Source organism: Paenibacillus intestini (genome assembly GCF_030803945.1).
In the GTDB taxonomy this organism is placed as follows: domain Bacteria; phylum Bacillota; class Bacilli; order Paenibacillales; family Paenibacillaceae; genus Paenibacillus; species Paenibacillus polysaccharolyticus.
The window spans coordinates 44039-69381 of record NZ_JAURUN010000007.1 but is presented as its reverse complement, the minus strand read 5'-3'; the positions used below and the strand labels follow the sequence as shown (position 1 = coordinate 69381).

Here is a 25343-nt window from a genome sequence, read left to right as displayed (position 1 = left end):
TCAATCCCCTTTCCGTTGAAGGTGAATGGATAAGGTAACAACCAGCCCTTGCCCAGGACTGCCATCCACACTTAGTCCGCTGTCTTTTCCATACACCAGGTGCAGCCTTTGAGCGATATTGTGCAGCCCCAGACTCTCCCCGGCATGACGATGCAGAATGGGATTAGCGGGTGGATGCACGTTTTTTCCAGAAACGGTCTGTCCAGAGATAGAAGCATTTAACCGATCCAGCTCCTCCTGTTCCATTCCTTTGCCGTTGTCCCGGACACTGATGAGCAGTTCCTGATCGAATACAACAGCAGATACCCAGATCATACCTCCCGTGTCGCTGCCTGCTAGCCGTCCTTCGATCCCATGGCAGATCGCATTTTCCACCAGTGGTTGCAGGATCAGCTTGGGAACAAGACAGTCGTTAACCTCTTCCTCCATGTCATAGATAATCTCCAATTCACCGTTGTAACGCACTTGCTGGATTCGTACATAAGAATCGACAAACGCCAGCTCTTCCCGCAACGTCACCATGCGATCTGCCTTATCAATGGTGTATCGCAGTAGTCTGCCAAGCGCTGTCACCATAGCAGACACCTCTGCATGTCTCTGGCGGACAGCCATCATGTTGATCGACTCCAGCGTGTTGTATATAAAATGAGGGTTCATCTGACTCTGCAGTGCCGACAGTTCTGCTTCCCGTTCCTGAATTTCGAGCATATACACCTCATGGAACAGGCGATGGATCTCCTCCATCATGCGGTTAAATCCTCTGCTAATCTGCCCCAGTTCATCACTGCTGTATTGGGTAACCCGCTGGCTGAAATCCCCCTGCTCCACACGAATCATATGATGTTTCAGACGAATAAGCGGACGGGTGACCCTATACGATACCAGTACGGCGAGGATTGCTACAGCCGCCATACAGAGAAGGGCTAGTCCCATCGTAAAGGTCAGCATCTCCCCTGATTCTTTTTGAATGACCGTAATTGGCGTCAGGCCGATCACGGACAACCCCGAATATCCTGAATGATGCCTTACATGGAGGTAGGAACGTCCATCCAGTGCTATCTTCTGATGGTCTGCATAATCCTGAAGCTTTCCATGGGATAACAAAGGAGCATAAGCGGATAACCCGTCTGTTGACGTTTTTTCAAAAATAAGACGTTGCTGGCTGTCTACGATCATCAGGCTTGCTTTTTGCTCAAAATTCAGGTTGGATAATAGCTGCCCAAAGGCCTCCAGCCGGATATCGATCAAAATGTACCCCAGCCGCTGTAGCGTCCCCGGATCACGCAGCTCTCTGCCCACGGTGATGTATTCCGCTTCCTGACCACTTACGTAGTAGCCGGGAATATGCGGAGGAAGCACGTGCCATATGCCTTCTGTGCCTTTCAGTTCAGTAAACCACTGTTCCTGGTTGCCGTCCCAGACGGGTTTGACTGCAAGGGAGTCCAGATTGGAGAACAGAATGCCGCTATTGCTGATCAGATGAATGCCTCGAATCTCTGGCCGATCATAGGCTTGAGCTGACGTATACAGCTTCATTTTCTGATAATCATCCGACTTGGCCCACGTCCCTGAACCCATCGAACCATCGTACTTCCGCAGGATGCCAAGAACGGTCTCGTCATACAGCGGCAAGAGCGACAACCTTTCAAAATCCTTGAGCATCCGGTTCAGATTGGTGTTGATCTGCCGCACCATATCAATCGTGAACTGCTCCGTCTTGCGATCCAGCGTCTGCGAGAAATGAGCGTAGCTCATCACCCCCTGCAAGCTAAGCGGCAAGAGCGTCAATGCCAGAAAAAGCACTAGCAGCTTGGAGCGCAGGTTTATGCTTTTTCGAATCGAGCTGAAACCTATGAAATCCCGAATAGAAAGAAAACCTTTCAGTGTCCTTTCTGTCATTCACTTGTCCCCCTCCTTCGTTTCATTGTATGAACCCTAGCTGTTGTTCGATGAAAAGGTTCATCCCGTTGGAGCAAACAGATGCATCCATTCCGGGTGAATTGAGGTCATCATATCCAGTTTAGAGATGTCGTGACGATCCTGTAAGCTATGGATTTAGTACGGAATTTAAAGAGGAATTGGATGGGATGGAGGGATGTTCTGGGAGTACGTTAGGGGAGGGTGAGTTATCTTTCGGAAAACATTAAAAAGCCGAATGCAATTTAGCAGTCGGCTTCTTTTGGGTCACATTAAAAAACCGACTGCATTAAGCAATCGGTTGTCTCTTCATCATATGTTTATATTGGAATCGATAATATTCATTGATTAGCTCATCCAAAACCATGGACTGTTCGAGGACTTTGTTATCCTGCATGCCATGATTCTCCGCCAACCGACGTAACTTTTGCCTATCCCGTTCAATTCGATCTTTAATCTGCATCGGTTCACCCATAGCATGCACCCCCTCGTTTTACATCATTTTAGGATACATTGCCAAAAAATTCATATTTTTTTCCTTTGCAAAATCAAATGATTGTTTACAAAGGTTTAGTTTCATAAGTTTAGTATTTTTTAAATGCACATTAATCAAAAACACATACAACATATGGATACGCAATCTTATGTTTTGTCCACATATCGTGATCCATCCACATTTCACAGAAACGCCAAGTCAGGATTCACCCCATCACCCATTTTAATAAATGTCTCATATGATCCCTTGATGAATAAAACCCATTGATGTCGAATGCAATTCCTGTCATATCAATCAGATATTTTCTAATTGCCGCAAAGGTGATGCCTGTGGTGATTCGGTGTTAATTGCCTTAAATAATCAAAACAAAAAGAAATAGACCGCCCCAGCTAAGGTATGGTCTATCTCAGCTACCTATGCACAGCCACCACCCTTAGAAGCGGCTGTTGTAAAGAGTAGGGATGTTAGCGCATCCTTGCTCTTTTTTATTATCTTCAATTTAGCACAGTTTGTTGCACAATTTAACTCTTTACTGGTAATTATTGTTGTACAATTTTGAGTAAAAGGCAAGTGGCAAAGCTGGTAGATGATCTCCTTCTCATCAGGAATACCTTGTATTTCTGACGGACGTTTAACCACATTTGCGATCAGATCAAATAATGTCGTTTTGCCAGAACCATTTTTGCCAATGATCATATTCACGGTCTGTTCGGGAAACTCAGCATGTAAATGATCCAGGTTTTTGCGAGAGGCTTTGGGATAAGAAAAACTCAAATCTTCAATTTTAATCATAGATCCTCCTGCTATGTCCGATGTGTTCTGGATATAACTTTCACAAACTTGAGTGCGATAAGTCCGTAGGTAACATAACAAAGTGTAATGAAGCTTATGTTGATCAGACTCAAATGTGGGAAGGGGCTATCCATAACCAAATATGTTAATTCAGCTACATAGAAATACATAGTAGGTGGCGTTAGGGATGCATACGGTTATGAGATATCACAATATATAATCAAGTAACCAACGGGGCTTTTTTACTCAAGAAAGGCACACTTTATCCTGTTTTAAAACGCTGTAAGCTAACACTTACATTGAAAGGTACTGGAGTGAACGAGAAGGTGGGCCTAGACGAAAATATTAGAGGATAGCAGATGATGGCCAACTTCGACTTAAGCGGTCAAAACCTCATGGGAACAAAATACACATATCATTAATATTTTCTCAGGAGGAACGGAGAATGTACATTCAATCCTATTTAGACCAAGCTTTTAAGAAATCATTTTATTAAGACGCGAGCGTAGCGATTTAGCCAAATTGATTCCTTCAATTTAATACTTAATGTAGAAATAATTACATGTTATAAATTCCACATAAATATATAAAAAGTAAAATAATGTTGAATATTCATATATATTTGTATATATTTGTTTTAGATATCAAAAAAAGGAGGGTAGATTGCTTTAATTTTTTTCACACACTTCATATCAGAAAAGGAGAAATCTTTAATATGTTACTTAAACGAAACTTCTTAAGGTTCATTGCGACATTTCTTGTATTTGTTCTGGTTAGTGTAAGTTTAATCAGCCCATCCTATGCTAAATCTGAGAAAGAATTTGAAATAACCGCGGTAAATGGTGTCGAAGTTTTGGCAAATAACGATCAAGAGATAAGGCTAAAAACTGAAATTGAAGGTTTAGTCGGGATATTGGTTCAAGATAAAGAGACCTTAAAAACTACCTTCTCTACATACGAAAAAGCAGAGACCGCCCCCGTCTCACTGATGTCTATTGAATCAACGGATAGTAAACAAGTAGAGCACTATGAAGTAACAATTGATGACTATTCAACAGAAAATGGCGTAACTGTAACATATGAAGATCAAAAAACAGGACAGACAGCGACTATTAGTAAAGATGATACCATTATCCGACCAATGGTGGTAATATTAGCGCCACTAGTTCAGATCGTGGGTGCTAAACTGATAGAAGCACTCCTTCTTATTGCAGCTGTAGTTATGATCAACAATATTGAATTTGCAAAAACAGATGAAATTGCAATGAATTTGAGAAATAAACGAGAGTACGACCACTACTATGCTAAAATAATGCAAGGCGATGTATGGATTGGGCCTGCAATATCCCTTAGCACAGCGGTTAATAGATTGAAGTCTTTCAATGGTGATAGTGACGTTACTGGAAGAGATGTATGGTCTACGACCTTATCTGGAGCAGCTAAAGTTGCTCAGCGAGCAGGCGGTGGAAAAGAGCCAGTAGGACCTGAAATTAGTAAACCTGGTCTCGGTTTCGGTTACTATTATCATTACCATATTTGGGATAGATCTGGTGGCCATTCTTTCTTTTAATAGTTATGTAAACGTAGAAGCAGTCTTAAGACTGCTTCTACGTTTACATTCACGAATCTTATTTCATGAGGTGATCTTTAATGAAAAATGCAAAAGAGCTATATTTCATTCTAACTAGTTATCTTGACGATTTCGCTCTATCATGCAGTGAGAAAGAACTAACTCATTTAAAGACTGATCTTAGTAAATGTAGAGAAAAAGAAGACCAAATCACCTGTAACAGCATCCAAGGTAGGGTAGACAAAATACGTAAATCATATAAAAACATTGCTACTTTTTTTACTTCCTCCAACAATCAGTACATGGACAACTTGATGCCTGAGCTACTAGATGTTGGTGATATTAGATATTGTATTTCCATTGAAAAAAAGTATATTAACACTCTAGATAAACTCTATCAAACCGTAATGAGCTTTTTTTCAAACGGTTCCACATCAGAAATAAATAAAGCCGAAAAAATGTCACTGGTTGTTTTCAAACAAATTTTGAACTCCGTTTTAATTATTATAGACAATATTATAAGTAGTTCAGGATCAACTCCAACAAAAGGCGAAGTAGAAAGATTTATTAATAGTATCTTGGATGCAGAAAAGGAATATCCATCATATCATTTAGAAGACTATAAAAAGGAAGTTCTATTAGATAAGTATCTTAATCTGCTGAATGAATTGGATAATCAAACAACTTGAGTCAACCGATAGTTGTATATGATGTAAAATTCGAGATTTACTTTTATCTCATGCATTAAATGTCAAGTGAAGCCCGCAGGAAGGCGCCAACCTAATAAAGGGGGAAGTTGTAATCATTAAAACGATATAATTTCAATGCATTTTCTGCATAATTACACATGAGGTTGAATAAAAAATAAGCCACTTGTAATTATAAGAGCTGGCTTTTTTTCCATTCATATATCTATTTTCACTTTTTTTGGAATTATTATATCTATCCACAATGTAAGCTTAATTTGAGATTTCACTCTCAGATGTACCTCAATATGTACTATTACTGTACAAACCCTTTCCACTGTCTTATGTCCACTAATCGAATAACTTATGATTTAATCAAATATACAATAAATATATTTATTTTTAGTTTTACATCGGTCACTCATTATAACAATCCAAATAGGCGCGCTATACCCTATTAAATATAGTACGCCCAATAGTTATAATAAATTATCTACCATTTTCTAATATCCGCCTGCACCATGATTGAGAAGCAAGTTGATAATTTGGTCTATACTATCTGTAATACTCGATAACATAATGAACGAACTAAACAGCGTCAATGCCAACGTTACTTTTCTTCTCATATCGACTATAAACCTCCTTAATAATACTTTTATATTGTGACTTAATTGATTTAGGGGCCTGGATTCTGTGTTCTTCGAACAAACTTACACAATAAATTATAGTAGAGTCATCATTAATTTTGAGAGCATAGCTTAGGCAGGTTAGTAAATCTCTGAATCCTTCATGATATCTTTCTTTGGACAACTGATAAAATGCTAATTCAGCCCAAAATTTAGTATATCTATCATCTTTTATCTGAATAGTGTAGCTACTCTGGTAATCATGATCATTAGCTAACATATGAATGAATAATTCAAACCTTTTTAGAACCTTGTCTACATTTAGCTGATATATATTAGCCGCTTCCATAACTTTGACAAGTCCAAGAAGGGTCTCATTTTCGTTTTCTTCTATAAAATCAATATAAGAGTAAAGTGAATCGTAATCGCCCGTCATTAATTTATATAAATAGGTATTCACTTCTGCCCATTCATTAAATCGTTTAATAAAAAGCTGATCTTCTGAAGTAGAATTTTCGATAACTATGTTAGCATAGAGGGAAGTATACTCTAGTGCCTTTTTGTACTCTTTACGTTCGCCCCATACTGTTGCAATTAATAAGTAAGCATAAAATTTATAAGTAAACAATGGGTGCTTAGAGATTCGATTAATCTCTGCTTCTCTTTTTTTACTTTTGAATTGTTCTAGACATTTGACCCGTTCCAACAGCTCATCAGCTAACTGGTATACTTTGTCCCAGTGACATAACCCATTGTAAGTATTAGCTAGCTCCCTTATCGCATCCAGTTGCCTCTCCTCATCTAGCCGATTAATATAAGGCTCAAAGTGCACGGCGGCACGGAGGTTATCGTGTTGATTCTGGCCTAGCGAGAGGGTGAAGATACGATACTGGCAGAGGGCCAAGCGCTCGGAATGCTGGTATTTCTCGCACTCGGCTACACATTCATATAACATACGGGCAGCTTGTTGCTGACCGCGCTCCAGCATACCTTCGGCCATCTCGAACAGTTCCGAGATATAGGAACGATCATCCGTTACTTGTTGAATCACCCGCTGGATGCAGTCCAGCTTGTCCAATTCCGCACAGCGTTGCAGGAAGGGCTCAAGCCTTCGCCAGTGTGGAGCCGACTCTACGAAGCACTCCCCACCATACGTCTCGTAGAAATAGCCTTCCTCCAGATTCATGCCCTGGGTAATCAGATCAAGCTGCGCCATGGCGATGGGGCGTGTTCCCTTAATAATGGCGCTAAGCGTTCCAGCGTTCACTCCCGATATATCTGCAAAATATTGAAGGGTATATCCCTGTTTCCTGATGTAATCCTCAATCGTTGAGCGTATCGTAGTTGCAGGTTCCATGTATCCCACCTCCACAATTAAAATCCAGAAATTTGAATTTATATGATTAGACCAATTTTAATCCTAAATTTTACAGTGGTCAATAACAATCGTGGCAATAAATTTACATTTTTATGCAAGCACAAGAACTTCTACATCTCCAGCTTGCCTTCGCCTCGAATTGCTTATAGAAAAAATCCATTAGAAGAATGGACAGGAACATGATACAGTTATTCCAACTTCAATATCCTACTATTTCCATAGGATTATACAACACGGACAGACACGAACTGCCAAGTTCAGTGTGGAATGATCCCCCAATATTAAACAAGCACGAAACTCCCTTCGTCCCCAAACCAACGGACACATGGCCCTCTGCCATCTCCCCGATCTTCCAGGTATAGACTTCGTTTGGCTACGCAGTAACCGTATCCCCGGGTAATTCGGTCTTTCTCCGAATTGCCCTTTCCCTTTTCCTTTTCTTCTCTTCTTCTCTTCCTTCACTATCACATGCTGCTATCACTTATTGCTATGCCTCAGACCCGATGCCTTTGAATACCGTGCCTAGCAGCAACTCCACAAACGTATCATCCATCGGCTCGCCCGTGACCAGCATCCGGTAAAATACAGGCCCGTAGATCATGTCGATATACAGCCCAATGTCCAGTCCCTGCTTCAATTCGCCACGTTCCACGCCTTTCTCCAGAATGCCCCATGCTTCACGGCGGCGCGGCTGAATATATCTGCTACGGTATTCTTCCGCAAGGGCGGGATCAGACTGCCCTTCTCCGATGATCTGTGTAATGACTTTCCCTTCGGCACTTGTCAAAAATTGAACCAGGTTCCCTGCATGAGCACGCACATCCTCATATACAGACCCCGTATCCGGCACAGGCAACCTGGCCGTTAACGCCGACATGTACCCGTCCAGCATAACAGCACCTTTACTTGGCCACCATTTGTAGATGGTGGCTTTGCTGACCTGTGCACGTTCGGCAATCTTTTCAATCGTCACCGCTGCAAACCCATCCTCCAGTAGCAGTTCATACGCCGCGGCAAGAATGGCATTCTGGGTCTCCATGTTGCGGGGACGTCCTCTTTTTGCAGTCATTGCTGACCCCTCCATTGCAATCATCTATATAAGCTCAACCAAAGTATTTACACAACCAATTCAATAACAGAATAACCGTTGAATCGCTGTTATCCTCAATAAAAAATACGATACGTTCATTATACTAAAATACAGCGTCGATATACATTTTTAAGCTCCCAGCAATGTTATTGTGTTTCCGTCATCTTTATGTAAAATCACTTTGTTCTGTAACTGCCTATTTACAATACTAAACGTATCGTATATTATTTAGATGTAATTAGTAAACGAAACGTTCATTAATTAAAATCACACATCGTTTTAAGTGAAAATGGCAATTGAATGACCATCATACACTTTTATTGGAGGTTGATCTTATGGATACCAAATATCCTCATTCCAAACAGAAACAAAGTACCAACCAGAATCAGACTACCGTGCCTGCCTGGATTATTTTCCTGCTCGCTGCTTCCTGCGGTCTGATCGTAGCTAACCTGTATTATGCTCAGACCGTTCTTGGGCCAATCAGCAGCACTACAGGTCTCTCGTCTGCCGCAGCCGGATTAATCGTAACACTGACACAAATTGGTTATGTCATTGGACTGCTGTTCATCGTGCCGCTCAGCGACATTATCGAGAATCGCCGTTTAATGGTTCTGTTTCTTATTGTACTTGTACTAGCGCTGATTACAGCCACCTTCTCCACCAGTGCTTTCCTCTTCCTGACGGCTTCACTGCTCATTGGCATCGGTTCTGTCGTTGCACAAATTCTGGTGCCGTATGCGACTTATCTGACTTCGGAAGAGCAGCGCGGGCAGGTGGTCGGCAATGTGATGAGCGGTCTGCTACTCGGCATAATGCTCGCACGCCCTGTCGCCAGCTTTATCACCAGCGTGTTCGGCTGGCAGGCGGTCTTTGCATTCTCGGCCGTGGTGATCGCGTTGCTCATGCTGTTACTGTCACGGGCACTTCCGGCCCGTCGGCCTGATCCAAACCTGACTTATGGACAATTGATTCTCTCCCTCGGCACATTGCTTCGCACCCTGCCGATGTTGCGGCGGCGCGCGTTCTATCAGGCCAGCTTGTTCGGCGCATTCAGCCTATTCTGGACGACGGTGCCTCTTCGACTGGCAACCGATTTTGGCTTGTCGCAGCAAGGCATCGCCTGGTTTGCTCTCGCCGGGGTAGGCGGCGCCATTGCCGCTCCGATCGCCGGAAGATGGGCAGACCGCGGTTTTACAAGGGTGCTCACCGGAGCCGCTATGGTTATTGCCGCAGCCTCCTTTGGTCTGGCCTATCTGTTCCAGAGTCATTCTACACCAGCCTTGATCCTGCTGGTCGTGGTTGCCATTACGCTGGATATGGCTGTTTCCGGTAACCTGGTGCTGGGTCAACGCATCATCTACTCCCTTGGCAACGAGGCAAGAGGACGTGTGAACGGCCTGTTTATGTCGATCTTTTTCATCGGTGGTGCCATCGGTTCTTCACTTGGAAGTTGGTCATATGCCCATGGCGGCTGGAGCCTCACGACACTCATTGGTCTGATCATGCCCCTGCTCGCGCTGCTATACTATTTAACAGAGAAAAAGGTTACAGCCGTGAGCGGCACATAACCTGTATCTTATCTGTACTTGCACCTGCATCTTCATCACCATATACAGAGCATTCATCTAAAAATTTCTCTTGTACAAAATAAGGGCAGAGGCCATCCATAGGATCGCTTCTGCCCTTATTTTTATGTTCGTAGCCCTTATGTTTCATACCCCGCATCGACAAGCTTTTCTGTCGTCCGCTAGTCTCCGGTACTCTGCTCCGTTCTGTTCCGTTCCAGCTAGGCGCGACAGCCTGCTTGTTGCAACTGCACCCCAGTTGTACTCCATTTAAAGCGTATCCCCAAACCCGCCTTATTCATTACACTATTTCATCACACTGAACTTCTTGGTCGCCGTCCGAACGGACTCGTCTTCTCCCCATACAATGACACCTACGACTTTGGTCGCCTCCAATGTCATCGATGCAATTTCACTTGCATATTGTTCAAAAGCGTTATTCAAGGACTGTCCTGTCTGTGTAAAAACAAGATGCTTCAATCCGTCCTGATTCTTGGCACAGGTCTTAGCCAGATTGATCAGTTGATTCTCCCCCGCCTTCAGAATAACGGTGCTATAGCGGATTCCTGCATGCTGAATGCCGCTCTGATCCCGTACAGGCTGATCGGCATATAACTCCGGTTCGTTCAGGGCAGCTTGTCCCATAAGCAGCGCTGCCACATTGGCTGCGGCTCCTTGCTCCAGATTTTTATCCAGTATAATTGCGATTCTCTTCATACGAGTGCATTCACCCTCTGTGGTTTTTTCGTAAAACATACCCATGGCATTTGAATGCCTTCACGCAGCACTTTATACGTTACCAGTCCGTAATGATCCGCACAGAGCTGGTTCGTGAGCGCAATGGAGGTCTCTGTATTTAGCATAACCTGCCTGCAGGCCTCCGGGTTGGAAGATACTGTGCTGTTCTCTCTATAGGCAATATTCAGTTCAGATAACAAGTATGTAGTTGCCGGATGATGAAAAATCGTATCAATCTGCTCCGGGCAAGCGGCGTGGAAGCCGGACAGCACCAGTGCAGGGATCTTCTCTACAAAACTTTCGGACACGACCAGATCTGAATCCATAATGAAACTGTTCAGCTTGGGATACGCTCCAGGCACCAGCAAGCAGGAAATCGCGCCGGATTTCAGATCTTCTGCAGCCGCTTCGAATTCGGGGTATGGCTTAATCATATCAGAATTATCCATTTTTTTCGCAATATGCATGCTGCAAGTCAAGAATCCTTCATCGTCACCCAATGTGCCCAGTATGGCATATTTCTCTTTATTTATATCCATTTATCTCCATTACCTCCCATTTATTTTCCAATTCGGTACGATACTATACCAAAAAATTCCTGCTGTCAATTAACACTTCAACGCAACAAAAATATGTACAATCGTGCATAAAATTTTACAAAAAATGTATTGAAAACTGAAAATAATGAGCTATAATGTTGTGAAAACCATTCATTATTTCAAATTTTATCCAGGAGGACATATGAAAACGATCGTATACATATCTGATTTCAGGCTTCCCTTTGGTTTAAACTTCGTGAAACCCTTGACCAAATATACAGACTGCCGAAAAATTCTGATTATTGAACGCCATCAATTACATCACCCTGAACGGCTTGAAGCTTATTTTGATGAAATTAGATACGTTGATCATCTCGAATCTGTGGACGCCATCCGGGCACATATGCAACAAATCCTGCAATCTCACTCCATCGGTGCTCTGTTAACTCCGGGTGAGAATGCCATCGAGATCGGCGGACAACTCCGTTCCGAGTTCGGCATTCCAGGCATGCAGCGCAATCAGGCCGAAGCGGTTCGGAACAAATGGATTATGAAACAAATGTTGCATCAGCGCGGAATCCGCACGTCCAGAACGGCCATTGCGCTCCAGCAACAGGACTATCTTCATTTCTCTGCTACGTATGGTTTCCCCATCATTGTGAAGCCGCTCAGCGGTTACGGCAGTATCAACACGTTCAAATTGTCCAGTATGGAAGAACTGTTGCATTACCTTCAATACACAAGACAAGAACAGCAACGGGATTTGCTGGAAGAATTCATTCATGGCACAGAGTTCCACTGTGACTCCATTGTGTGCAAGGGAGAAGTGGTGTTTGCTTCCGTTTCCCAATATCTCTACAACTGTCTGGATATCGCAACGCAGCAGAAACCCCCGGCTAGCATTACTTTCTCCAAAGGCACAGAAGCAGATTTTATACAGCGAATCGAAGACATCAACAGACAAGTTATTGCCGCGCTTGGCATCAATCAATCGGTGACCCATGCCGAACTGTTCCTCACGCCGGAAGGCGAAGTGGTTTTCGGAGAGATTGGAGCCAGAATCGGGGGTTCACATGTGATGCCGCCTTGCATCAAGAACACGCATGGTGTGGACTTTTTCGAAGCAGTGGCGGATCTGGAACTCGGTACATATACCTTTACGCAGCAGGAGACCAGCAACAAATTCACGGGTATGATCTGCTTCCCCTCCCGCGCAGGAGTGATCCAGCACATCTCCGGCAGAGACGATTATGCGGACGTTCCAGGCATCATTGAATTTAACGTCTCCTATGAAGTGGGGCAACACGCCGGGGCTGTAAACGACACGATGACCCGCTCAGGGTTCGCTATTGTGGAAGGTGATTCGTTCGAGGAATTACGTCAGACGTTACTGGAGATGTACGATCGATTCGTCATTGAGGTGGCGGTTCCCGAAAACGTATAAGATCGTGAATACGCAGTAGAGAACGACCTTAACGTAGTAGTTTTTTTACTGGGATTGTGTTTTTTTGGGGGAGGTTTGAAACGATTGTCTTTATTCAAAACATACGCGGGACTCAGCCGCGACATCTATTATCTCTGCTTGGCGAGAACCATTAACAGCACGGGGGATTTTATTTTCTCCCTGATCACCTTGGTGCTTACGCTGCAGATGGGCATGAGTGTGGTCAGCGCGGGTATTTTTGTATCCATGGCGGCTCTGATTAGCGGCCCCGGTGTACTGCTTGGCGGTTATTTAAGTGATCTGATTGGCAAAAAAACGATCATTATCTCCGGGCAGATTTTGTCTGCCCTTATGATCATGAGCTGCTCCTTCTGGTCAGGCACGATGACCATCGGTTATCTTCTGATTGCGGTCATGTTCTTCATCAGTATTACACGCCCGGCGTATAACGCCTTAATTATTCAGCTGTGTCCAGAGGAAAAGGAGCGGAAATCGGCCTTTTCCCTGATGTATCTCGGAGCCAATCTCGGTATCGCGCTTGGGCCATTGATTGCCGGCTTTTTTATTAAAGATTACGTGCATATCGTCTTTCTGAGTATCGGCACCGTATTTTTGATCTCTACCTTCATCATTTGGAAAAAGGTTTTTGTTGGTACAAGCGGCCAAGCAAAGCAAACCATTGCTGGGGAATCTGCACAGCATACAGAGCAATCACAGGGGGAACAACGGCCACATGGGAAGCAACAACACCAAGAAGAACACCCTCAGCCGGGACAACAACAACAACAACAACAACAACAACATAAACAAGGTCGCTCTCCATCCAGGCAGCAACAAGGATCAGATTCTTTGCCTTCGCCATTGTTCCCTATGCTGCTGAAGAATCCACTCGTTGTTTTTTTCATCGTGGTATCTTTTCTTAACTATTTTATTTACATGCAATACTCGTTCAGCCTGCCCTTGCAGATGAATCAGACGTTCGGTGAACATGGAGCAGCTTACTACGGCTCTGTCATGACCATTAATGCGATCAGTGTCATTCTTCTGACCACGCTGGTGCTATCGGCGACCCGTAAATTCACGGCTCTAAACTCCATCGCGGCAGGCGCTCTCTTTTATGGCATCGGATTTGGTGCGCTATATCTGCTCGGGGATTGGCCTCAATTTGCTATCGTTGTGGTATCCACGGTGCTCTGGACGATTGGAGAGATTCTGGTGCAGACCAATATCAATCTATATATAGCATCCCGCGTGCCTGACAGCCATCAGGGGAGATTTAACGGCTTGCTGTTGTTCGTCGGTTGTCTGGGGTATACCCTTAGCCCTTATCTGACGGGTCTGTTCATTCGAAGTGTGGATATGAAGAGTGTATGGATCATTATTCTGGGGATCAGTCTGTTCTATGCGATTTGTATGGTTCTTCTCTGGTATATTGAAAAAAACGCCACAAATAACCGTGGAATCGAATCACCCGATTACTCGAAAAGTGTCTAAATCCAAGCCTCGGTTTATAAGAGCTGCCGCTTAAACTTATGCTAAAACGAAAACAAGCAATCACACCAAAAAGGGACAACACTGAATGGGGTCTGCACGAAAAACCTCCGAAAATGCGTTTTTTTTCGGAGGTTACTACGTTCGTTTGACCAAACCTTCAGGATTGTCCCTTAGCTCTTCTGCTCGTCTTACCTATCGTCTTACACGTTGTCTTACATGAATTCAGCTTTCAGATGCGCGGCTGGTAGCGTTTATTTCCGCAGTCTGCGTGCACTTAATGCGTGATGACCATTTTGTAAAAAGGTGCTACGCGTATTTTTCATCATCTCGATCCGTTGCTCGGCAAGACGGTCTGCCGCGACATAAGAAGCGATGCCTTCGGTGCGGGAGCTTTCGAATATTTTCTCCAGCGTGGTGTAAATCTCTCCGATCTTCGCCCATGCTCGATCTTCATGATATCCGTTCAGCTCATCCGCAATGTTGATCACACCGCCTGCATTAATGACATAATCCGGTGCGTACACGATGCCACGCTGATACAGTTCATCCCCATGGCGTGGCTCCAGCAGCTGATTGTTCGCACAACCCGCAATCACTTTGGCTTTCAGTGTCTTAAGTGTATCGTCATTAATCGTGCCGCCGAGCGCACATGGCGCATAAATATCACATTCGACGCTTGTTATATCTGCCGGATCAACCGCCTTGGCGCCAAAACGTTCCACCGCCAGCTTCACGGAATCCTTATGGATATCGGTTACGATTAGATGCGCACCTTCCTCGTACAGATACTTGCACAGATGCATCGCTACGTTGCCCACGCCTTGAACGGCAATTGTTTTACCTTCTAGCAGATCGGTTCCGAATGCTTCCTTCGCAGCAGCCTTGATGCCGCGGTATACCCCCCAAGCGGTTGCAGGGGAAGGGTTGCCGGATGAGCCATAGCTAGCTGAGATCCCCGTGACATAATCGGTCTCCTGATAGATCAGGTTCATGTCTTCTTCCGTCGTGCCCACATCCTCGGCAGTGATGTAACGGCCATTCAAACCCTGAATGTAGCGGCCGAAGGCGCGGAACATCGCTTCATTTTTGTCACGACGCGGATCTCCGATAATTACCGTTTTGCCTCCGCCCAGATTAAGACCGGATACTGCATTTTTATATGTCATGCCCCGAGCGAGACGCAGTGCATCTTCAATGGCAGCTTCCTCTGAAGCGTATGTCCACATCCGTGTACCGCCTAGCGCAGGCCCAAGTGTTGTATCGTGTATGGCAATAATGGCCTTCAAACCTGAATTTCGATCCTGGCACAGGACCAGTTCCTCGTAATCATGTTGCTCCATTGCTTCAAACCAACTCATGTGCTAACGTCTCCTCTAACCATTTTTGCGATAAATCGCAGTGTTGAATTCTGGCGCTCCTATTCAAGCTCCACCCTCTATTGTACCCATATTCACCCAGTTTGTGCAAAAGGATCACCACTATGCTCGCTTTGAGGCAGCACCGTTCGTATCTAAGCCATAGTTAAGCCTGATGAGATATCTTTGAATGTGAAACTCACCATAGCAAAAAGAGGCCTCGCCTGTCATCCTGTGACTGGTGGGTTAGCCTCTTCAATAACTCGTATCTCAAATGGAAGCATGGGCAGGTCAATATGCTCATGTGCTCTCGATTATGTACCTATGTACCTGTACTCACCTCGCACAAATCTTACTCTCTACGCTCTACGCTCTAGGTCAGCGTTTCAACCACATTAATCGGATGCAGCGCCCCGTCCACCGCAAAAGAAGCCTGTCCCGTCTCTTCCGAGACTACCAGCACCACCGCATCGGTCAGCTCGCTTAATCCAAGTGCCGCCCGGTGGCGTGTGCCCAACTTACGTTCGTGGGCTTCGGCTTGGGATAACGGCAACACATTGCCAGCAGATACAATCTGGTTGCCACGAATCAGCACAGCTCCATCATGCAATGGCGCACCAGGGATGAAGAGCGATTCAAGCAACGCGTGAGTTACTTTGGCATCCACCGCTACACCGGAATGAATCATCGTCTCCAGCGGAACCTCCCGTTCAATCACAATCAGCGCTCCGTACCTGCGGTCGGATAGATGCTGCACACTGGACGTCAGTTCTGCAAACTTCTCCGTAAACGGGGACAAATAACAGTCGAGATAAAAAGAAGAAGCAAGCACCTCAATGTGTTTGATTTCGGCACGAATCTCCGCAAACTGCCCCAGCAAACAGACACTGTCATGGTCAAAACGTGATAATGTCAGATTCATTCGTTCTGCTACGCGGTGCAGGTCCGCCTTTAACTTCTGCCGCATCAGGGAACTGTCACAGTCTGCTTGTCCGATGTGCTGATTCATCTTGTGCCGCCTCCCTCTTTGGATTACTAGCCCGAGTACCCATACCTTACCCGGAGAAAAGAAGCTTTATGCATTACCAATTGGATAAATGTTACAATGAGTGTATGACGACAAAATTAAGGAGATTTATGATGCAGAAACGTAATTATTACATCCTGGCATGTATGATCATCCTTTTAGCAATCGCACTATGGTTCTTTACAATGAATTCAACAAAGTCCCTAAAGGAATTTGCATGGAACGAGGTTGACTTCAACACGATAACCTTGAAGTGAAGAAAGATTCGAGTATTTCCAAAGATTTCAATGAGGTTTATAGGTTGCTGGTTGAAGTAAATGGAGGCGCAAGACTTGGAATATTTTTATATGACGACAAGTATATCGATGTCTATGATTACGAGGCGTCTCCTAAAAAGAACTCATCCATGAAGTATAAAATCTCAAATAGCTTTGATAAGAAGATCATTCATGATTATTTAAAATAAGAAACGCAAAGAAGAAGCTGAGTGACATCACCAGCTCCTTCTTTGCGTTTGTTTAACGTTGCTTCGTATTTTGAATGATTGTCATTCTAAATCCTTTTCTAATTCTAATTCGGCCCTAACCTACCCATTATTGAGCCTTGCCGTACGAACCTGCTTTAAATGTCGTTGGATCATACCATTTGTACCCTGCCGCAGGCGCAGCCCACGGCTCAAGCTGTGGCTCGGTGGAGCTTGCTGGTGTCTCCATTGGCAACAAGCTTGTTGCTGTATCAAGGGTCAGACCTGGCACTTGGGACAGGCTGGTGTAACTTTCTTTGACCGCCAGCCATTTTACCGTATTCACGAGGAACGTGGCATCATCCACCTCTTTGAAACCATCGTAGGTTTTCTTGGTTGCTCCGTTTTCTTCACGCAAATACTTTGGCGACGCATCTTCAACCGGAGAGGAATCACCGATGAACGCCGCTTTTCCTGCGCCTACTTTGGCAACCGCAGCGTACGCCCCTTCTGCTCTTCCGCCACCGTTATATACGCCCTGATCGACGGCGTTATTCCATTTGGACACGCCCGCCGGAACATACACCAAACCTTTAGCTTTGTTCGGGTCCATAATGGCAATCGTTGATCCGGCATGCATCGCTACAGCTTGTACACCAGTCGTGATGCCAAAAGCTTGTGATGGTGCAACGATATCTGTGGCGTTCACATCACCCAGCGCGTTATAACGGAAACGCACGCCGAAGTTCGTTCCGAGCCAGTCGGAACTGGTCACGCCTTGCATCGCCGGGGATTCCGCTTCGGCAGAGGACATGCCCTTAGCTGGATTCAGGAAAGCACCGCGGCGGTAGCCGTTGAACACTTCGGAAGAATCCCAGCGGTTTTTGTTTCGGTCTGCATTATAGTGATCGGAGATGAAGAAGACACTTCCGCCATTCTGTACATATTGCAGGAGCGCAGCCTGCTCTGTGGCCTTGAATGGCACGTTGGCTTCGCCGATGACAAACACGTCGTAGTCTTTCAATTTGTTATAGGTGTACGCTTGCTCACCAAATGTATACGGGATGCTGCGTTCCAGCTGATCCACGGTAAAGCCTGCGTTTCGCAAACCATTCGCAAAGTCTGAAAAAGCTCCATCGATAATCCAGTCAGCCGCACCTGCGGTCTGAGCATGCGTGTTATCAAACAACACTTTTTTGCCGTTTCCGCCCGGAAGAGGTGTGCCCGGATTCGGATTTGGCTCGGGGTCAGGGTTCGTGGTACCTGAAGAGAGGGTAATCGACGTAGGATTTTTGACACCAGCATAGCTGTTATAGGCGCCAAGCGTTCCCGTTACGATAATTTTTTTACCTACCAGACTTGGGTTTGAAGCCAGTCCATATTGAGCACGGAAAGAAGAAGAAACTTGCACATCCAGCAGTTTGGCGTTCGAGCGCTCGGATGCAGAATCTGCAATCAGCACATTGAAATCATTGGCATACGGTGAGGTAAACTTGGCCGTCAGTGACCCGGTCGCATGTCCCACAACATAACCTTCGACGGTTGCCGTGCCTCCGTTGCTCTGGGCAGCAATCGCTTGTGATACGGTAAGTGGTGCTGCGGCTTGAACCGGAGCCTGAACCCCCGGAGCGAATAACGTTGTTGCCATCATAACAAAGACCAGGAATGCCCCGATCCAGTGCTGTCTTAACGCCTTTTTCATATACCCTTTCTCCTCCTCCATAACGTATGATGCTTGTCCCTATCTAATTTAAAGCTTCACATGATGAATTCCTCTCGATTTATGTAAAATTTTTGAAAAATTTTATAGTCGGCAACGGTCATCATGAGCCTATTTCCTGAAAAAAGTTGAGTTATCGCGTCGTTAGGCATTGCAATTTACCTACGTTCGATGCATAATGACATTATATATGTGATAATGATTATCATTATTGAGCTTGTTTATTTTCAATTCCGATGATGATGCCAACCATGCTTACGACTTTATAGATAAAGGGGAACGAACATCGAATGAACACAACTCTGCAAAAGGCTGTCCTGCAGCTTGACGATTATTTGGATCTTCTGAACCTGGCAATTAACCTGGGTGACACAAGATGGCAAAAGGAGATCATCCGCAAGCTGGCCTACACATATCCTGCAACGACTTGCAACCAACCATAAAAACATACCGTCACATAAACGATTTTGGTAATCTTCTAATAGCCTGCGAGGAATTCAGTTGTATGAATTCGGTCGTGGGCTTTTTTGCGTGCATATGGTGCGTTACAATAGGATGCAATACGATGCGGAATCCATTCAGCAGTGGGATATGACCCACTCCAAGTAGAAAGAAGAAACCTGAGTTGGAGCAAAGGAGTGTACATTATGAAGCTTGAAACAGAAAGATTAATTCTTCGTGAAATTGTAGAACATGACTGGCCGCACATCCATACGTATACTTCGATGCCCGAAGTCACGGAACACACCGCATGGGGCCCGAACACGGAGGAGGATACCCGGGCTTATGTACAGGATGTCATTCGTATGCAGCTGGCCGAGCCGAGAGAAGGATATGAACTTGCCATTGTTTTGAAAAAGGAAGGGCTTCTCATCGGCGGCGCAGGGCTCCACCTTGTCGACCAGACCAATGCTGAGATCGGCTATGTGCTTCACCCTGCTTATCAGGGGAATGGATATGTGACCGAAGCCTGCCGCGCATTACTTCATTTTGGCTTCAAGGAACTTGGCGTTCACCGGATTTATGCCAAATGCCGTCCAGAAAACCCGGCGTCTGAGCGCGTCATGCTGCGGATCGGTATGCAACGTGAGGGCCTTCTCCGGGAGCATTGGTTCTATAAAGGGGCATATCATGACTCGTCTCTCTACTCCATGCTGGATCGGGAGTTAGAATAAATATCAGATGTGCTTACCTGCGGGTGAAGCGAGGTACACAGTGGCAGCCAAAATTCTAACGATCACCAGGAACCCTATTTAGACGTTTTGCAGCTGTTTGGGATTCTAACGACCTCCAGTGACGCTATTTCACTAAAAAACCGCAAAAAAGCTACATTTTCGTGTGAATTTTAAGAAATAACGTCTCTCCTGATCGTTAGATTTCCAAATGGGCTAAAACACATAAAATAGGCTCATCTGTGATCGTTAGCCGCGGGAGAGCGAGACCCGATAGTTTGGAAAAGCTACATAACAAAAAGTAGGAAAAAGGATGAAGCAGCCCGCGCCGCCTCATCCTTTTTCCGTTTTATTCTATTCGTTCGTTCCATTTCGCTACTTTAGTTCCGTTTTACTCTATTTCGTACCGTTAGTTCTGTTTTGTAAATTTCATTCAGTTCCGTATCCGTTCCGTTTTTGTTATGTTCTATCCGTTCCGATCTCGTGTCTCCCCACCCGTGTGTTCTCTCTAACTAACTGATTTGTTACCTGAATCTACTGAATATGGCCTACAGACGACACAGTTCTTTCGGACAGCTTGGGAACGAAGGGCATCCACACATGCAACGTAAAGCAGCCATGTCCCGAATCATTAATTTGCCGTCCAGCATATCGAGGGTACCCTGCTCCTTCCATGCTCCGAGCATACGAGTAACACTTTCCCGAGTTGCCCCGATCATCTCAGCGAGTTCTGTGTGGTTCAGCTTCATCTCCAGCACGATGCCATCTGGAACAATCTTGCCATACGTATTGCTGGCACGAATCAATGTCGAAGCAAGTGCACCTGCTTTGCCGTAGAGCAACAGGTCACGGAATCTCGACTGTGTAATCCGCTGTGCAAGTGCCATCCATTGCAGGAATTTCAGCGCAAGATCCCCATTTTTGCTAAGCACACTTTCGAGATCCGTCAGCGAGATGATGGCCAGTTCCCCTTTTTCAGCCATCTCTGCACTGTAACTGTGGTTCAATCCGCCAATACCGCCGAATTCACCGATCAGATCGCCTCTTTGCTGGATCGACAGAATAATCTCTTTGCCATCCTCCGTCGATTTGGTCAACTTCACTCGTCCCGAACGAATGTAGTACAGATATCCAGCTTCATCACCTTCCAAAAAGAGACTGTATCCCGACTTTACTTTTTTAGGCTGCATTTTCTCTTCGATCAGACTCCATTGCTCCGGTGTAACAAAAGACAGAATCCCGCCTGTTCGCTGTGTCATTTTGCCCGCCTCCGTCTGTGTCTGCGTCTGCTCTACTTTTCGGGTGATTCTTTCCACGAATACTGTACCCATAACTTTCGTCCCCCTCGGTGATTCCTTATGTGTACATCATATCGTGAATCAGTTCGAAAGGTTATCGGGGGATTACCTGATCTTTGGCGGGAAACTCCCCCAATTCGCTGTGAGAAAAGTCACATATCCCCAATAATGCCCCATTTGCGAGTGATCTTATCTTGCATTGTCAAACTTTTACGATAGTGCTAGCATACAGTTAAATGCTTGTGAGTGTTCAATCTTGCGAATTTACAATCTTATGCATCTCCGGAACAGGAGGAATACATATGTTATCGTTAGATCATGATCTTTGGGCAAAACTGTCTGGCCCCTATGGGTCAGCAGAAGATGCACCCCGCCTATTGCAACAACTGGAGCAGGAGTTCAGCCAGGAGGTTTTTAACGATTTGTTTCAGGAGTATCTGTTTCATCAAAATTCAATCTATACGGCTACCTACGCCGCCATGCCATTCCTAGCTCGTCTGGCATGTACGACTTCCGATACAGCAGTGCGCAAGGAACTGTATATCAACTGCGGTATTATTGAAGCAAGCCGTGATGAGCAGCACCAAATGCCATATCCGCCATCCTGGACTGAGCTGGCTGATGAGGTGGGAAGTACGGTCTGCACGCAGGTGTACACTGATTATGTAGAAGCTATCGACCAGCTCAGATCACTGACAGAACAAGTGCTGACCGATGTTGCTGAGCTATCCACAGATGATATGGAGAAACGTTACGTCCTCATTGCCGATGCCGCATTCCGCGAATCCTATATCGTCGCGAATATGCTGATGACATTTTCGGAAGGGGATGAGTATGTAGCTGAGTGCCCCGCTTGCGCAAATGAAGTGTACATATGGCCTGATGAACATCATGCTGTGCCTCTGAAAGCCTATGAACAAGATCCTGTTTTTCAACCTGATCAGGAAGCTCAAGCCATCATTCCGGCTTCTTCATGGGCAGATGAGGAGACACAAGTTTTAGCAGAACGGACCGCTCAGATCGGAGAACAGACACTGTCCACACATCTGCCCTATCTGGCAGGCAAAACAACATGTCCCTCTTGCCGTGAGAAGATCGCAGTATGGCCGGCATTACTGAGCACATTTACAATGTAGAAGAAAGATACGTGTACATTTCTAATCTACAGGAGAGTCTTCCTAGATATAACTCATTCCAAAATACACATTCAAACGAGACAGTTGGCTGATGGGCCAGCTGTTTTTTTCATTCTTATGCTTCTCGGAGTGATCCACTGCCCACGTTCAGCAGTTTCCAGAAGTGAAATAGGGGTATTCCCTGAATTACAAGGCTGACAAAACAGTCTACAATAGAACTAACATCGGAATATCCCGATTGTAGACTGATTCTCCCATCCAACGAGCCTTGAGTTCAAGGTTACCCATATGTTGTGACAACGATGAACGACCACAATAATGAAAGAAACGTAACGAGTGAAGAACAGATCATCATATGATTCGAAAAAAGGAAGTGTCCCTCATGCATGATGAAGTCTCATCTGCCGTTCAGGAGATGATGAGCGGCCTGTGTCAGAACACCACCGGCGATTTTTGCGGAATGGCTTGTGTGTCTGGATCAATGTTGCGCTGGAAGTATACCTTCGGGGCAACCAATGAACGTGTCAAACGCATGGCTATGCGCCCTGGACAAGATCTGGTAGGCACGGCGCTACGAACCGGACGCACGGTTATGCTGGATGAGCAGTCCCGTGGAGAATATACCCCGGACCGTTGCCCGCTTATGCTTGCTGAACGACTCGTTTGTGCCATAGCTGTGCCCATGTTCAGAGAAGGGAGTCTGCCCAACGGTGTATTGCTGGTGGGAAGCAGAACCCCTTGCACGTTTTCCCCCGAGATGATTGTACAAACTGAGCAAGCTGCCAGACAATTGGAACAATATGCATGAGCAGAATATGGAAGCAGAACACACTGATTAAGAGACTTTTCGGAGATTCCCCTCTGAAAAGCCTCTTTTTTTGGTATGATAGATATAGATGACGGAATCGGACAGGGGGAAATGAATGTGATTCGACTGTTAGTTGTGGACGACCATGTAGTTGTACGCTCGGGGCTAATCGCCCTGCTGGAAGGTAAGAACGATATACATATTGTTGGCGATGCAGCCGATGGCGACGAGGCCATTGCCAAAGCACAGGAGCTGAAACCCGATGTGGTTCTGATGGATTTCAGCATGCCTCCGGGCAAGGATGGACTAACCGCTACGGCGGAGTTAAAAAAGCTAATGCCGGATGTATCCATTTTAATTCTTACGATGCACGATGACGAGGAGTACCTATTCCGCGCGATCCACGCGGGAGCTTCCGGGTATATCCTCAAAAGTGCACCCCACGAGGAATTGCTGGCCGCCATTCGTTCTGTAGCAGATGGGAGCGCCTATCTCTATCCAAGTGCAACCAAACGATTAATGAGTGAGTATCTGGACAAAGCCAAACAGGAAAATGCCGGGCCATACGATACGCTCTCGGATCGGGAGAAAGAGATCTTGTCCTGGATTGCCAAAGGATACGCGAATAAGGAAATTGCCGAGCATCTGGTCATCAGTGTCAAAACGGTGGAATCCCACAAAAGCAATCTGATGGAAAAGCTTGGCCTGCGCACCAGACCGGAACTGGTGAAGTTTGCGATGAAAAAGGGGTTGTTGAACTTTGAGTAAGCCACGCAAAAACAGACTCAGCGGATTAGCCGACCAACCTGTTCAGCACCTACTCAGCGAAATTGACAATCACATTTCGGACAATGAATTCCGAAGCAAACTGAAAGGTTCACTACACCAGCTCGGCGACCTGAAGTTTGCACTGGATGAATCCTCGATCGTAGCGCTGACGAATCGTTTAGGTAAAATCCAATACGTGAACGATAAATTTTGCGAAATTTCACAATATAGCCGCGAAGAGCTCATTGGTCAGGATCACCGGATTATTAACTCGGGGTACCACGGTAAAACCTTTATGAAGACGTTATGGGATACCATCTCTGCTGGCAAGGTGTGGAATGGCGAGATTCGGAATCGTGCGAAAGACGGCAGTTATTACTGGGTAAATACCACAATTGTTCCTTTCCTCGATAACGACGGTGAGCCATATCAGTATTTAGCTGTGCGCAGTGAGGTAACCAAGCTGAAACAAGTCGAGGCTGAGCTGCAACAGATGATGTCGCAAGTCATGAACATTCAGGAAGAAGAACGACGGCGCATCTCTCGTGACCTTCATGACGGGATTGGACAAAGCCTGTTCTCTCTCGTAATTCAGATGGACCGTCTGCTGGCCGATCAAGCTAACCCGGGCGTTGAAGCGCTACGAAAACAGGTTACGGGTATTATGGAAGATGTTCGCGGTATGGCTTGGGAACTTCGGCCGTCTGTGCTGGATGATCTGGGTGTCGTTCCTGCCATTCGAACCTATATTGAGAACTATAACCGCCATTACGGCATCGAGGTTACTCTCGAATGTAATTTGCGCAAGCGGCTCCCGATGAACCGAGAGATCGCCATCTATCGCATCATCCAGGAAGCCTTAACCAATGTAGCCAAATACGCTGACGTTGCCGAGGCACAAGTCACCGTAGAAGATACGGAAGAGCTCACGCTTGTCGTTATTGAAGACCAAGGTACCGGATTTAACGACGCTACTGCGGGGAATGGTGTTGGGTTATTCAGCATGGAGGAACGTGCACGGGGAGCAGGCGGTACGTTACGCGTATCATCAGAACCCGGCGAAGGAACTACGGTTACGCTACTACTGCCTAAGACAGTGAACTCATAATGGGTGATTCATCACCATCCATTTAAACATCTTAAAACTAGCAACAACTCTTAATCTCCTGAGAGAAGCATCCTTGCTGATACAAACTCATGAAGTAACTTGTCCTAACAAGGATGTGCTGACTGCCCGCATAAAGCGAGCAGTCTTTTT

23 protein-coding genes are annotated in these 25343 nt (G+C 45.5%); 12 read left to right on the top strand and 11 right to left on the bottom strand.

Features of this window, described 5'->3' with window-relative positions:
- The 3 genes from J2T16_RS18560 to J2T16_RS18550 all read right to left on the bottom strand — a co-directional run bounded on the left by J2T16_RS18560 (position 1) and on the right by J2T16_RS18550 (position 3205).
- A complete protein-coding gene (locus tag J2T16_RS18560) occupies positions 1 to 1899 on the bottom strand; it encodes a sensor histidine kinase (protein WP_339834902.1) in 1899 nt (632 codons plus the stop codon).
- Positions 1900 to 2206: 307 nt separating this feature from the next.
- Positions 2207 to 2392 carry an aspartyl-phosphate phosphatase Spo0E family protein gene (locus tag J2T16_RS18555; RefSeq protein WP_221790891.1) on the bottom strand — a complete coding sequence of 62 codons (186 nt, stop codon included), beginning with the start codon at positions 2390 to 2392 and terminating at the stop codon, positions 2207 to 2209.
- Between the two features lie 435 nt (positions 2393 to 2827).
- A complete protein-coding gene (locus J2T16_RS18550) occupies positions 2828 to 3205 on the bottom strand; it encodes an ATP-binding cassette domain-containing protein (RefSeq protein WP_221790889.1) in 378 nt (125 codons plus the stop codon).
- A 715-nt stretch (positions 3206 to 3920) separates the two neighbouring features.
- On the opposite strand from J2T16_RS18550, the gene J2T16_RS18545 reads away from it, so the two are divergent.
- Positions 3921 to 4775, top strand: a complete 855-nt coding sequence (locus tag J2T16_RS18545) for a hypothetical protein (RefSeq protein WP_221790887.1) — start codon at positions 3921 to 3923, stop codon at positions 4773 to 4775.
- An 80-nt stretch (positions 4776 to 4855) separates the two neighbouring features.
- On the top strand, positions 4856 to 5464 hold the full coding sequence (locus J2T16_RS18540) for a hypothetical protein (RefSeq protein WP_221790885.1): 609 nt from the start codon (positions 4856 to 4858) through the stop codon (positions 5462 to 5464).
- A gap of 585 nt (positions 5465 to 6049) precedes the next feature.
- Here J2T16_RS18540 and J2T16_RS18535 read toward each other — a convergent pair.
- Together J2T16_RS18535 and J2T16_RS18530 are read right to left on the bottom strand one after the other, a co-directional pair.
- The gene (locus J2T16_RS18535) at positions 6050 to 7444 is read right to left on the bottom strand and encodes a helix-turn-helix domain-containing protein (RefSeq protein WP_221790883.1); all 1395 of its coding nucleotides are present in this window, start codon (positions 7442 to 7444) and stop codon (positions 6050 to 6052) included.
- 508 nt (positions 7445 to 7952) lie between these two features.
- Positions 7953 to 8534, bottom strand: coding sequence for a TetR/AcrR family transcriptional regulator (locus J2T16_RS18530; RefSeq protein ID WP_221790880.1), 582 nt, complete (start codon positions 8532 to 8534; stop codon positions 7953 to 7955).
- A gap of 356 nt (positions 8535 to 8890) precedes the next feature.
- On the opposite strand from J2T16_RS18530, the gene J2T16_RS18525 reads away from it, so the two are divergent.
- On the top strand, positions 8891 to 10126 hold the full coding sequence (locus J2T16_RS18525) for an MFS transporter (protein WP_221790878.1): 1236 nt from the start codon (positions 8891 to 8893) through the stop codon (positions 10124 to 10126).
- A gap of 303 nt (positions 10127 to 10429) precedes the next feature.
- Here J2T16_RS18525 and J2T16_RS18520 read toward each other — a convergent pair whose 3' ends face one another.
- The gene (locus J2T16_RS18520) at positions 10430 to 10840 is read right to left on the bottom strand and encodes a DUF2000 family protein (protein WP_221790875.1); all 411 of its coding nucleotides are present in this window, start codon (positions 10838 to 10840) and stop codon (positions 10430 to 10432) included.
- Positions 10837 to 11400: a hypothetical protein gene (locus J2T16_RS18515; RefSeq protein WP_090918912.1), complete on the bottom strand. Its 564-nt coding sequence runs from the start codon at positions 11398 to 11400 to the stop codon at positions 10837 to 10839. Before J2T16_RS18515 ends, J2T16_RS18520 begins: the two co-directional genes overlap by 4 nt.
- Positions 11401 to 11602: 202 nt before the next feature.
- On the opposite strand from J2T16_RS18515, the gene J2T16_RS18510 reads away from it, so the two are divergent.
- Complete coding sequence (locus tag J2T16_RS18510) at positions 11603 to 12844, top strand: ATP-grasp domain-containing protein (RefSeq protein ID WP_221790873.1); 1242 nt, start codon at positions 11603 to 11605, stop codon at positions 12842 to 12844.
- Positions 12845 to 12928: 84 nt separating this feature from the next.
- Positions 12929 to 14338: an MFS transporter gene (locus J2T16_RS18505; protein ID WP_221790871.1), complete on the top strand. Its 1410-nt coding sequence runs from the start codon at positions 12929 to 12931 to the stop codon at positions 14336 to 14338.
- Between the two features lie 251 nt (positions 14339 to 14589).
- On the opposite strand, the gene J2T16_RS18500 is transcribed toward J2T16_RS18505, so the two are convergent.
- Positions 14590 to 15696 carry a Glu/Leu/Phe/Val family dehydrogenase gene (locus J2T16_RS18500; RefSeq protein WP_154959959.1) on the bottom strand — a complete coding sequence of 369 codons (1107 nt, stop codon included), beginning with the start codon at positions 15694 to 15696 and terminating at the stop codon, positions 14590 to 14592.
- 370 nt (positions 15697 to 16066) lie between these two features.
- Positions 16067 to 16702, bottom strand: coding sequence for a sporulation-specific diadenylate cyclase CdaS (gene cdaS, locus J2T16_RS18495; protein ID WP_090918921.1), 636 nt, complete (start codon positions 16700 to 16702; stop codon positions 16067 to 16069).
- A 271-nt stretch (positions 16703 to 16973) separates the two neighbouring features.
- On the opposite strand from cdaS, the gene J2T16_RS18490 reads away from it, so the two are divergent.
- Complete coding sequence (locus tag J2T16_RS18490) at positions 16974 to 17186, top strand: hypothetical protein (protein WP_253498399.1); 213 nt, start codon at positions 16974 to 16976, stop codon at positions 17184 to 17186.
- A gap of 127 nt (positions 17187 to 17313) precedes the next feature.
- On the opposite strand, the gene J2T16_RS18485 is transcribed toward J2T16_RS18490, so the two are convergent.
- Positions 17314 to 18834, bottom strand: coding sequence for a DUF6359 domain-containing protein (locus J2T16_RS18485; RefSeq protein WP_499019079.1), 1521 nt, complete (start codon positions 18832 to 18834; stop codon positions 17314 to 17316).
- A gap of 359 nt (positions 18835 to 19193) precedes the next feature.
- Between J2T16_RS18485 and J2T16_RS18480 the strand changes: the two genes are divergently transcribed.
- Both J2T16_RS18480 and J2T16_RS18475 read left to right on the top strand, forming a co-directional pair.
- Positions 19194 to 19346: a hypothetical protein gene (locus tag J2T16_RS18480; RefSeq protein ID WP_167375706.1), complete on the top strand. Its 153-nt coding sequence runs from the start codon at positions 19194 to 19196 to the stop codon at positions 19344 to 19346.
- A 204-nt stretch (positions 19347 to 19550) separates the two neighbouring features.
- Positions 19551 to 20078, top strand: coding sequence for a GNAT family N-acetyltransferase (locus tag J2T16_RS18475; protein WP_499019005.1), 528 nt, complete (start codon positions 19551 to 19553; stop codon positions 20076 to 20078).
- Between the two features lie 545 nt (positions 20079 to 20623).
- Here the strand turns inward: J2T16_RS18475 and J2T16_RS18470 are convergent.
- A complete protein-coding gene (locus J2T16_RS18470; protein ID WP_090918931.1) occupies positions 20624 to 21406 on the bottom strand; it encodes a Crp/Fnr family transcriptional regulator in 783 nt (260 codons plus the stop codon).
- Positions 21407 to 21675: 269 nt separating this feature from the next.
- On the opposite strand from J2T16_RS18470, the gene J2T16_RS18465 reads away from it, so the two are divergent.
- The 4 genes from J2T16_RS18465 to J2T16_RS18450 all read left to right on the top strand — a co-directional run bounded on the left by J2T16_RS18465 (position 21676) and on the right by J2T16_RS18450 (position 25193).
- Positions 21676 to 22509, top strand: a complete 834-nt coding sequence (locus J2T16_RS18465; protein WP_499019004.1) for a hypothetical protein — start codon at positions 21676 to 21678, stop codon at positions 22507 to 22509.
- Between the two features lie 355 nt (positions 22510 to 22864).
- A complete protein-coding gene (locus J2T16_RS18460; RefSeq protein WP_434349120.1) occupies positions 22865 to 23317 on the top strand; it encodes a GAF domain-containing protein in 453 nt (150 codons plus the stop codon).
- Between the two features lie 117 nt (positions 23318 to 23434).
- Positions 23435 to 24085, top strand: a complete 651-nt coding sequence (locus tag J2T16_RS18455; protein ID WP_090919046.1) for a response regulator — start codon at positions 23435 to 23437, stop codon at positions 24083 to 24085.
- A complete protein-coding gene (locus tag J2T16_RS18450) occupies positions 24078 to 25193 on the top strand; it encodes a sensor histidine kinase (protein WP_090918938.1) in 1116 nt (371 codons plus the stop codon). The genes J2T16_RS18455 and J2T16_RS18450 overlap by 8 nt, the downstream gene beginning before the upstream one ends.
- The last annotated feature ends 150 nt before the right edge of the window (positions 25194 to 25343 follow it).

Bases quoted from the DNA above. Each gene is read 5' to 3' on its own strand.
- J2T16_RS18560 (WP_339834902.1), bottom strand. From the start codon at position 1,899: ATGACAGAAAGGACACTGAAAGGTTTTCTTTCTATTCGGGATTTCATA.
- J2T16_RS18555 (WP_221790891.1), bottom strand. From the start codon at position 2,392: ATGGGTGAACCGATGCAGATTAAAGATCGAATTGAACGGGATAGGCAA.
- J2T16_RS18550 (WP_221790889.1), bottom strand. From the start codon at position 3,205: ATGATTAAAATTGAAGATTTGAGTTTTTCTTATCCCAAAGCCTCTCGC.
- J2T16_RS18545 (WP_221790887.1), top strand. From the start codon at position 3,921: ATGTTACTTAAACGAAACTTCTTAAGGTTCATTGCGACATTTCTTGTA.
- J2T16_RS18540 (WP_221790885.1), top strand. From the start codon at position 4,856: ATGAAAAATGCAAAAGAGCTATATTTCATTCTAACTAGTTATCTTGAC.
- J2T16_RS18535 (WP_221790883.1), bottom strand. From the start codon at position 7,444: ATGGAACCTGCAACTACGATACGCTCAACGATTGAGGATTACATCAGG.
- J2T16_RS18530 (WP_221790880.1), bottom strand. From the start codon at position 8,534: ATGACTGCAAAAAGAGGACGTCCCCGCAACATGGAGACCCAGAATGCC.
- J2T16_RS18525 (WP_221790878.1), top strand. From the start codon at position 8,891: ATGGATACCAAATATCCTCATTCCAAACAGAAACAAAGTACCAACCAG.
- J2T16_RS18520 (WP_221790875.1), bottom strand. From the start codon at position 10,840: ATGAAGAGAATCGCAATTATACTGGATAAAAATCTGGAGCAAGGAGCC.
- J2T16_RS18515 (WP_090918912.1), bottom strand. From the start codon at position 11,400: ATGGATATAAATAAAGAGAAATATGCCATACTGGGCACATTGGGTGAC.
- J2T16_RS18510 (WP_221790873.1), top strand. From the start codon at position 11,603: ATGAAAACGATCGTATACATATCTGATTTCAGGCTTCCCTTTGGTTTA.
- J2T16_RS18500 (WP_154959959.1), bottom strand. From the start codon at position 15,696: ATGAGTTGGTTTGAAGCAATGGAGCAACATGATTACGAGGAACTGGTC.
- cdaS (WP_090918921.1), bottom strand. From the start codon at position 16,702: ATGAATCAGCACATCGGACAAGCAGACTGTGACAGTTCCCTGATGCGG.
- J2T16_RS18485 (WP_499019079.1), bottom strand. From the start codon at position 18,834: ATGATGGCAACAACGTTATTCGCTCCGGGGGTTCAGGCTCCGGTTCAA.
- J2T16_RS18480 (WP_167375706.1), top strand. From the start codon at position 19,194: ATGAACACAACTCTGCAAAAGGCTGTCCTGCAGCTTGACGATTATTTG.
- J2T16_RS18475 (WP_499019005.1), top strand. From the start codon at position 19,551: ATGAAGCTTGAAACAGAAAGATTAATTCTTCGTGAAATTGTAGAACAT.
- J2T16_RS18470 (WP_090918931.1), bottom strand. From the start codon at position 21,406: ATGGGTACAGTATTCGTGGAAAGAATCACCCGAAAAGTAGAGCAGACG.
- J2T16_RS18465 (WP_499019004.1), top strand. From the start codon at position 21,676: ATGTTATCGTTAGATCATGATCTTTGGGCAAAACTGTCTGGCCCCTAT.
- J2T16_RS18460 (WP_434349120.1), top strand. From the start codon at position 22,865: ATGATTCGAAAAAAGGAAGTGTCCCTCATGCATGATGAAGTCTCATCT.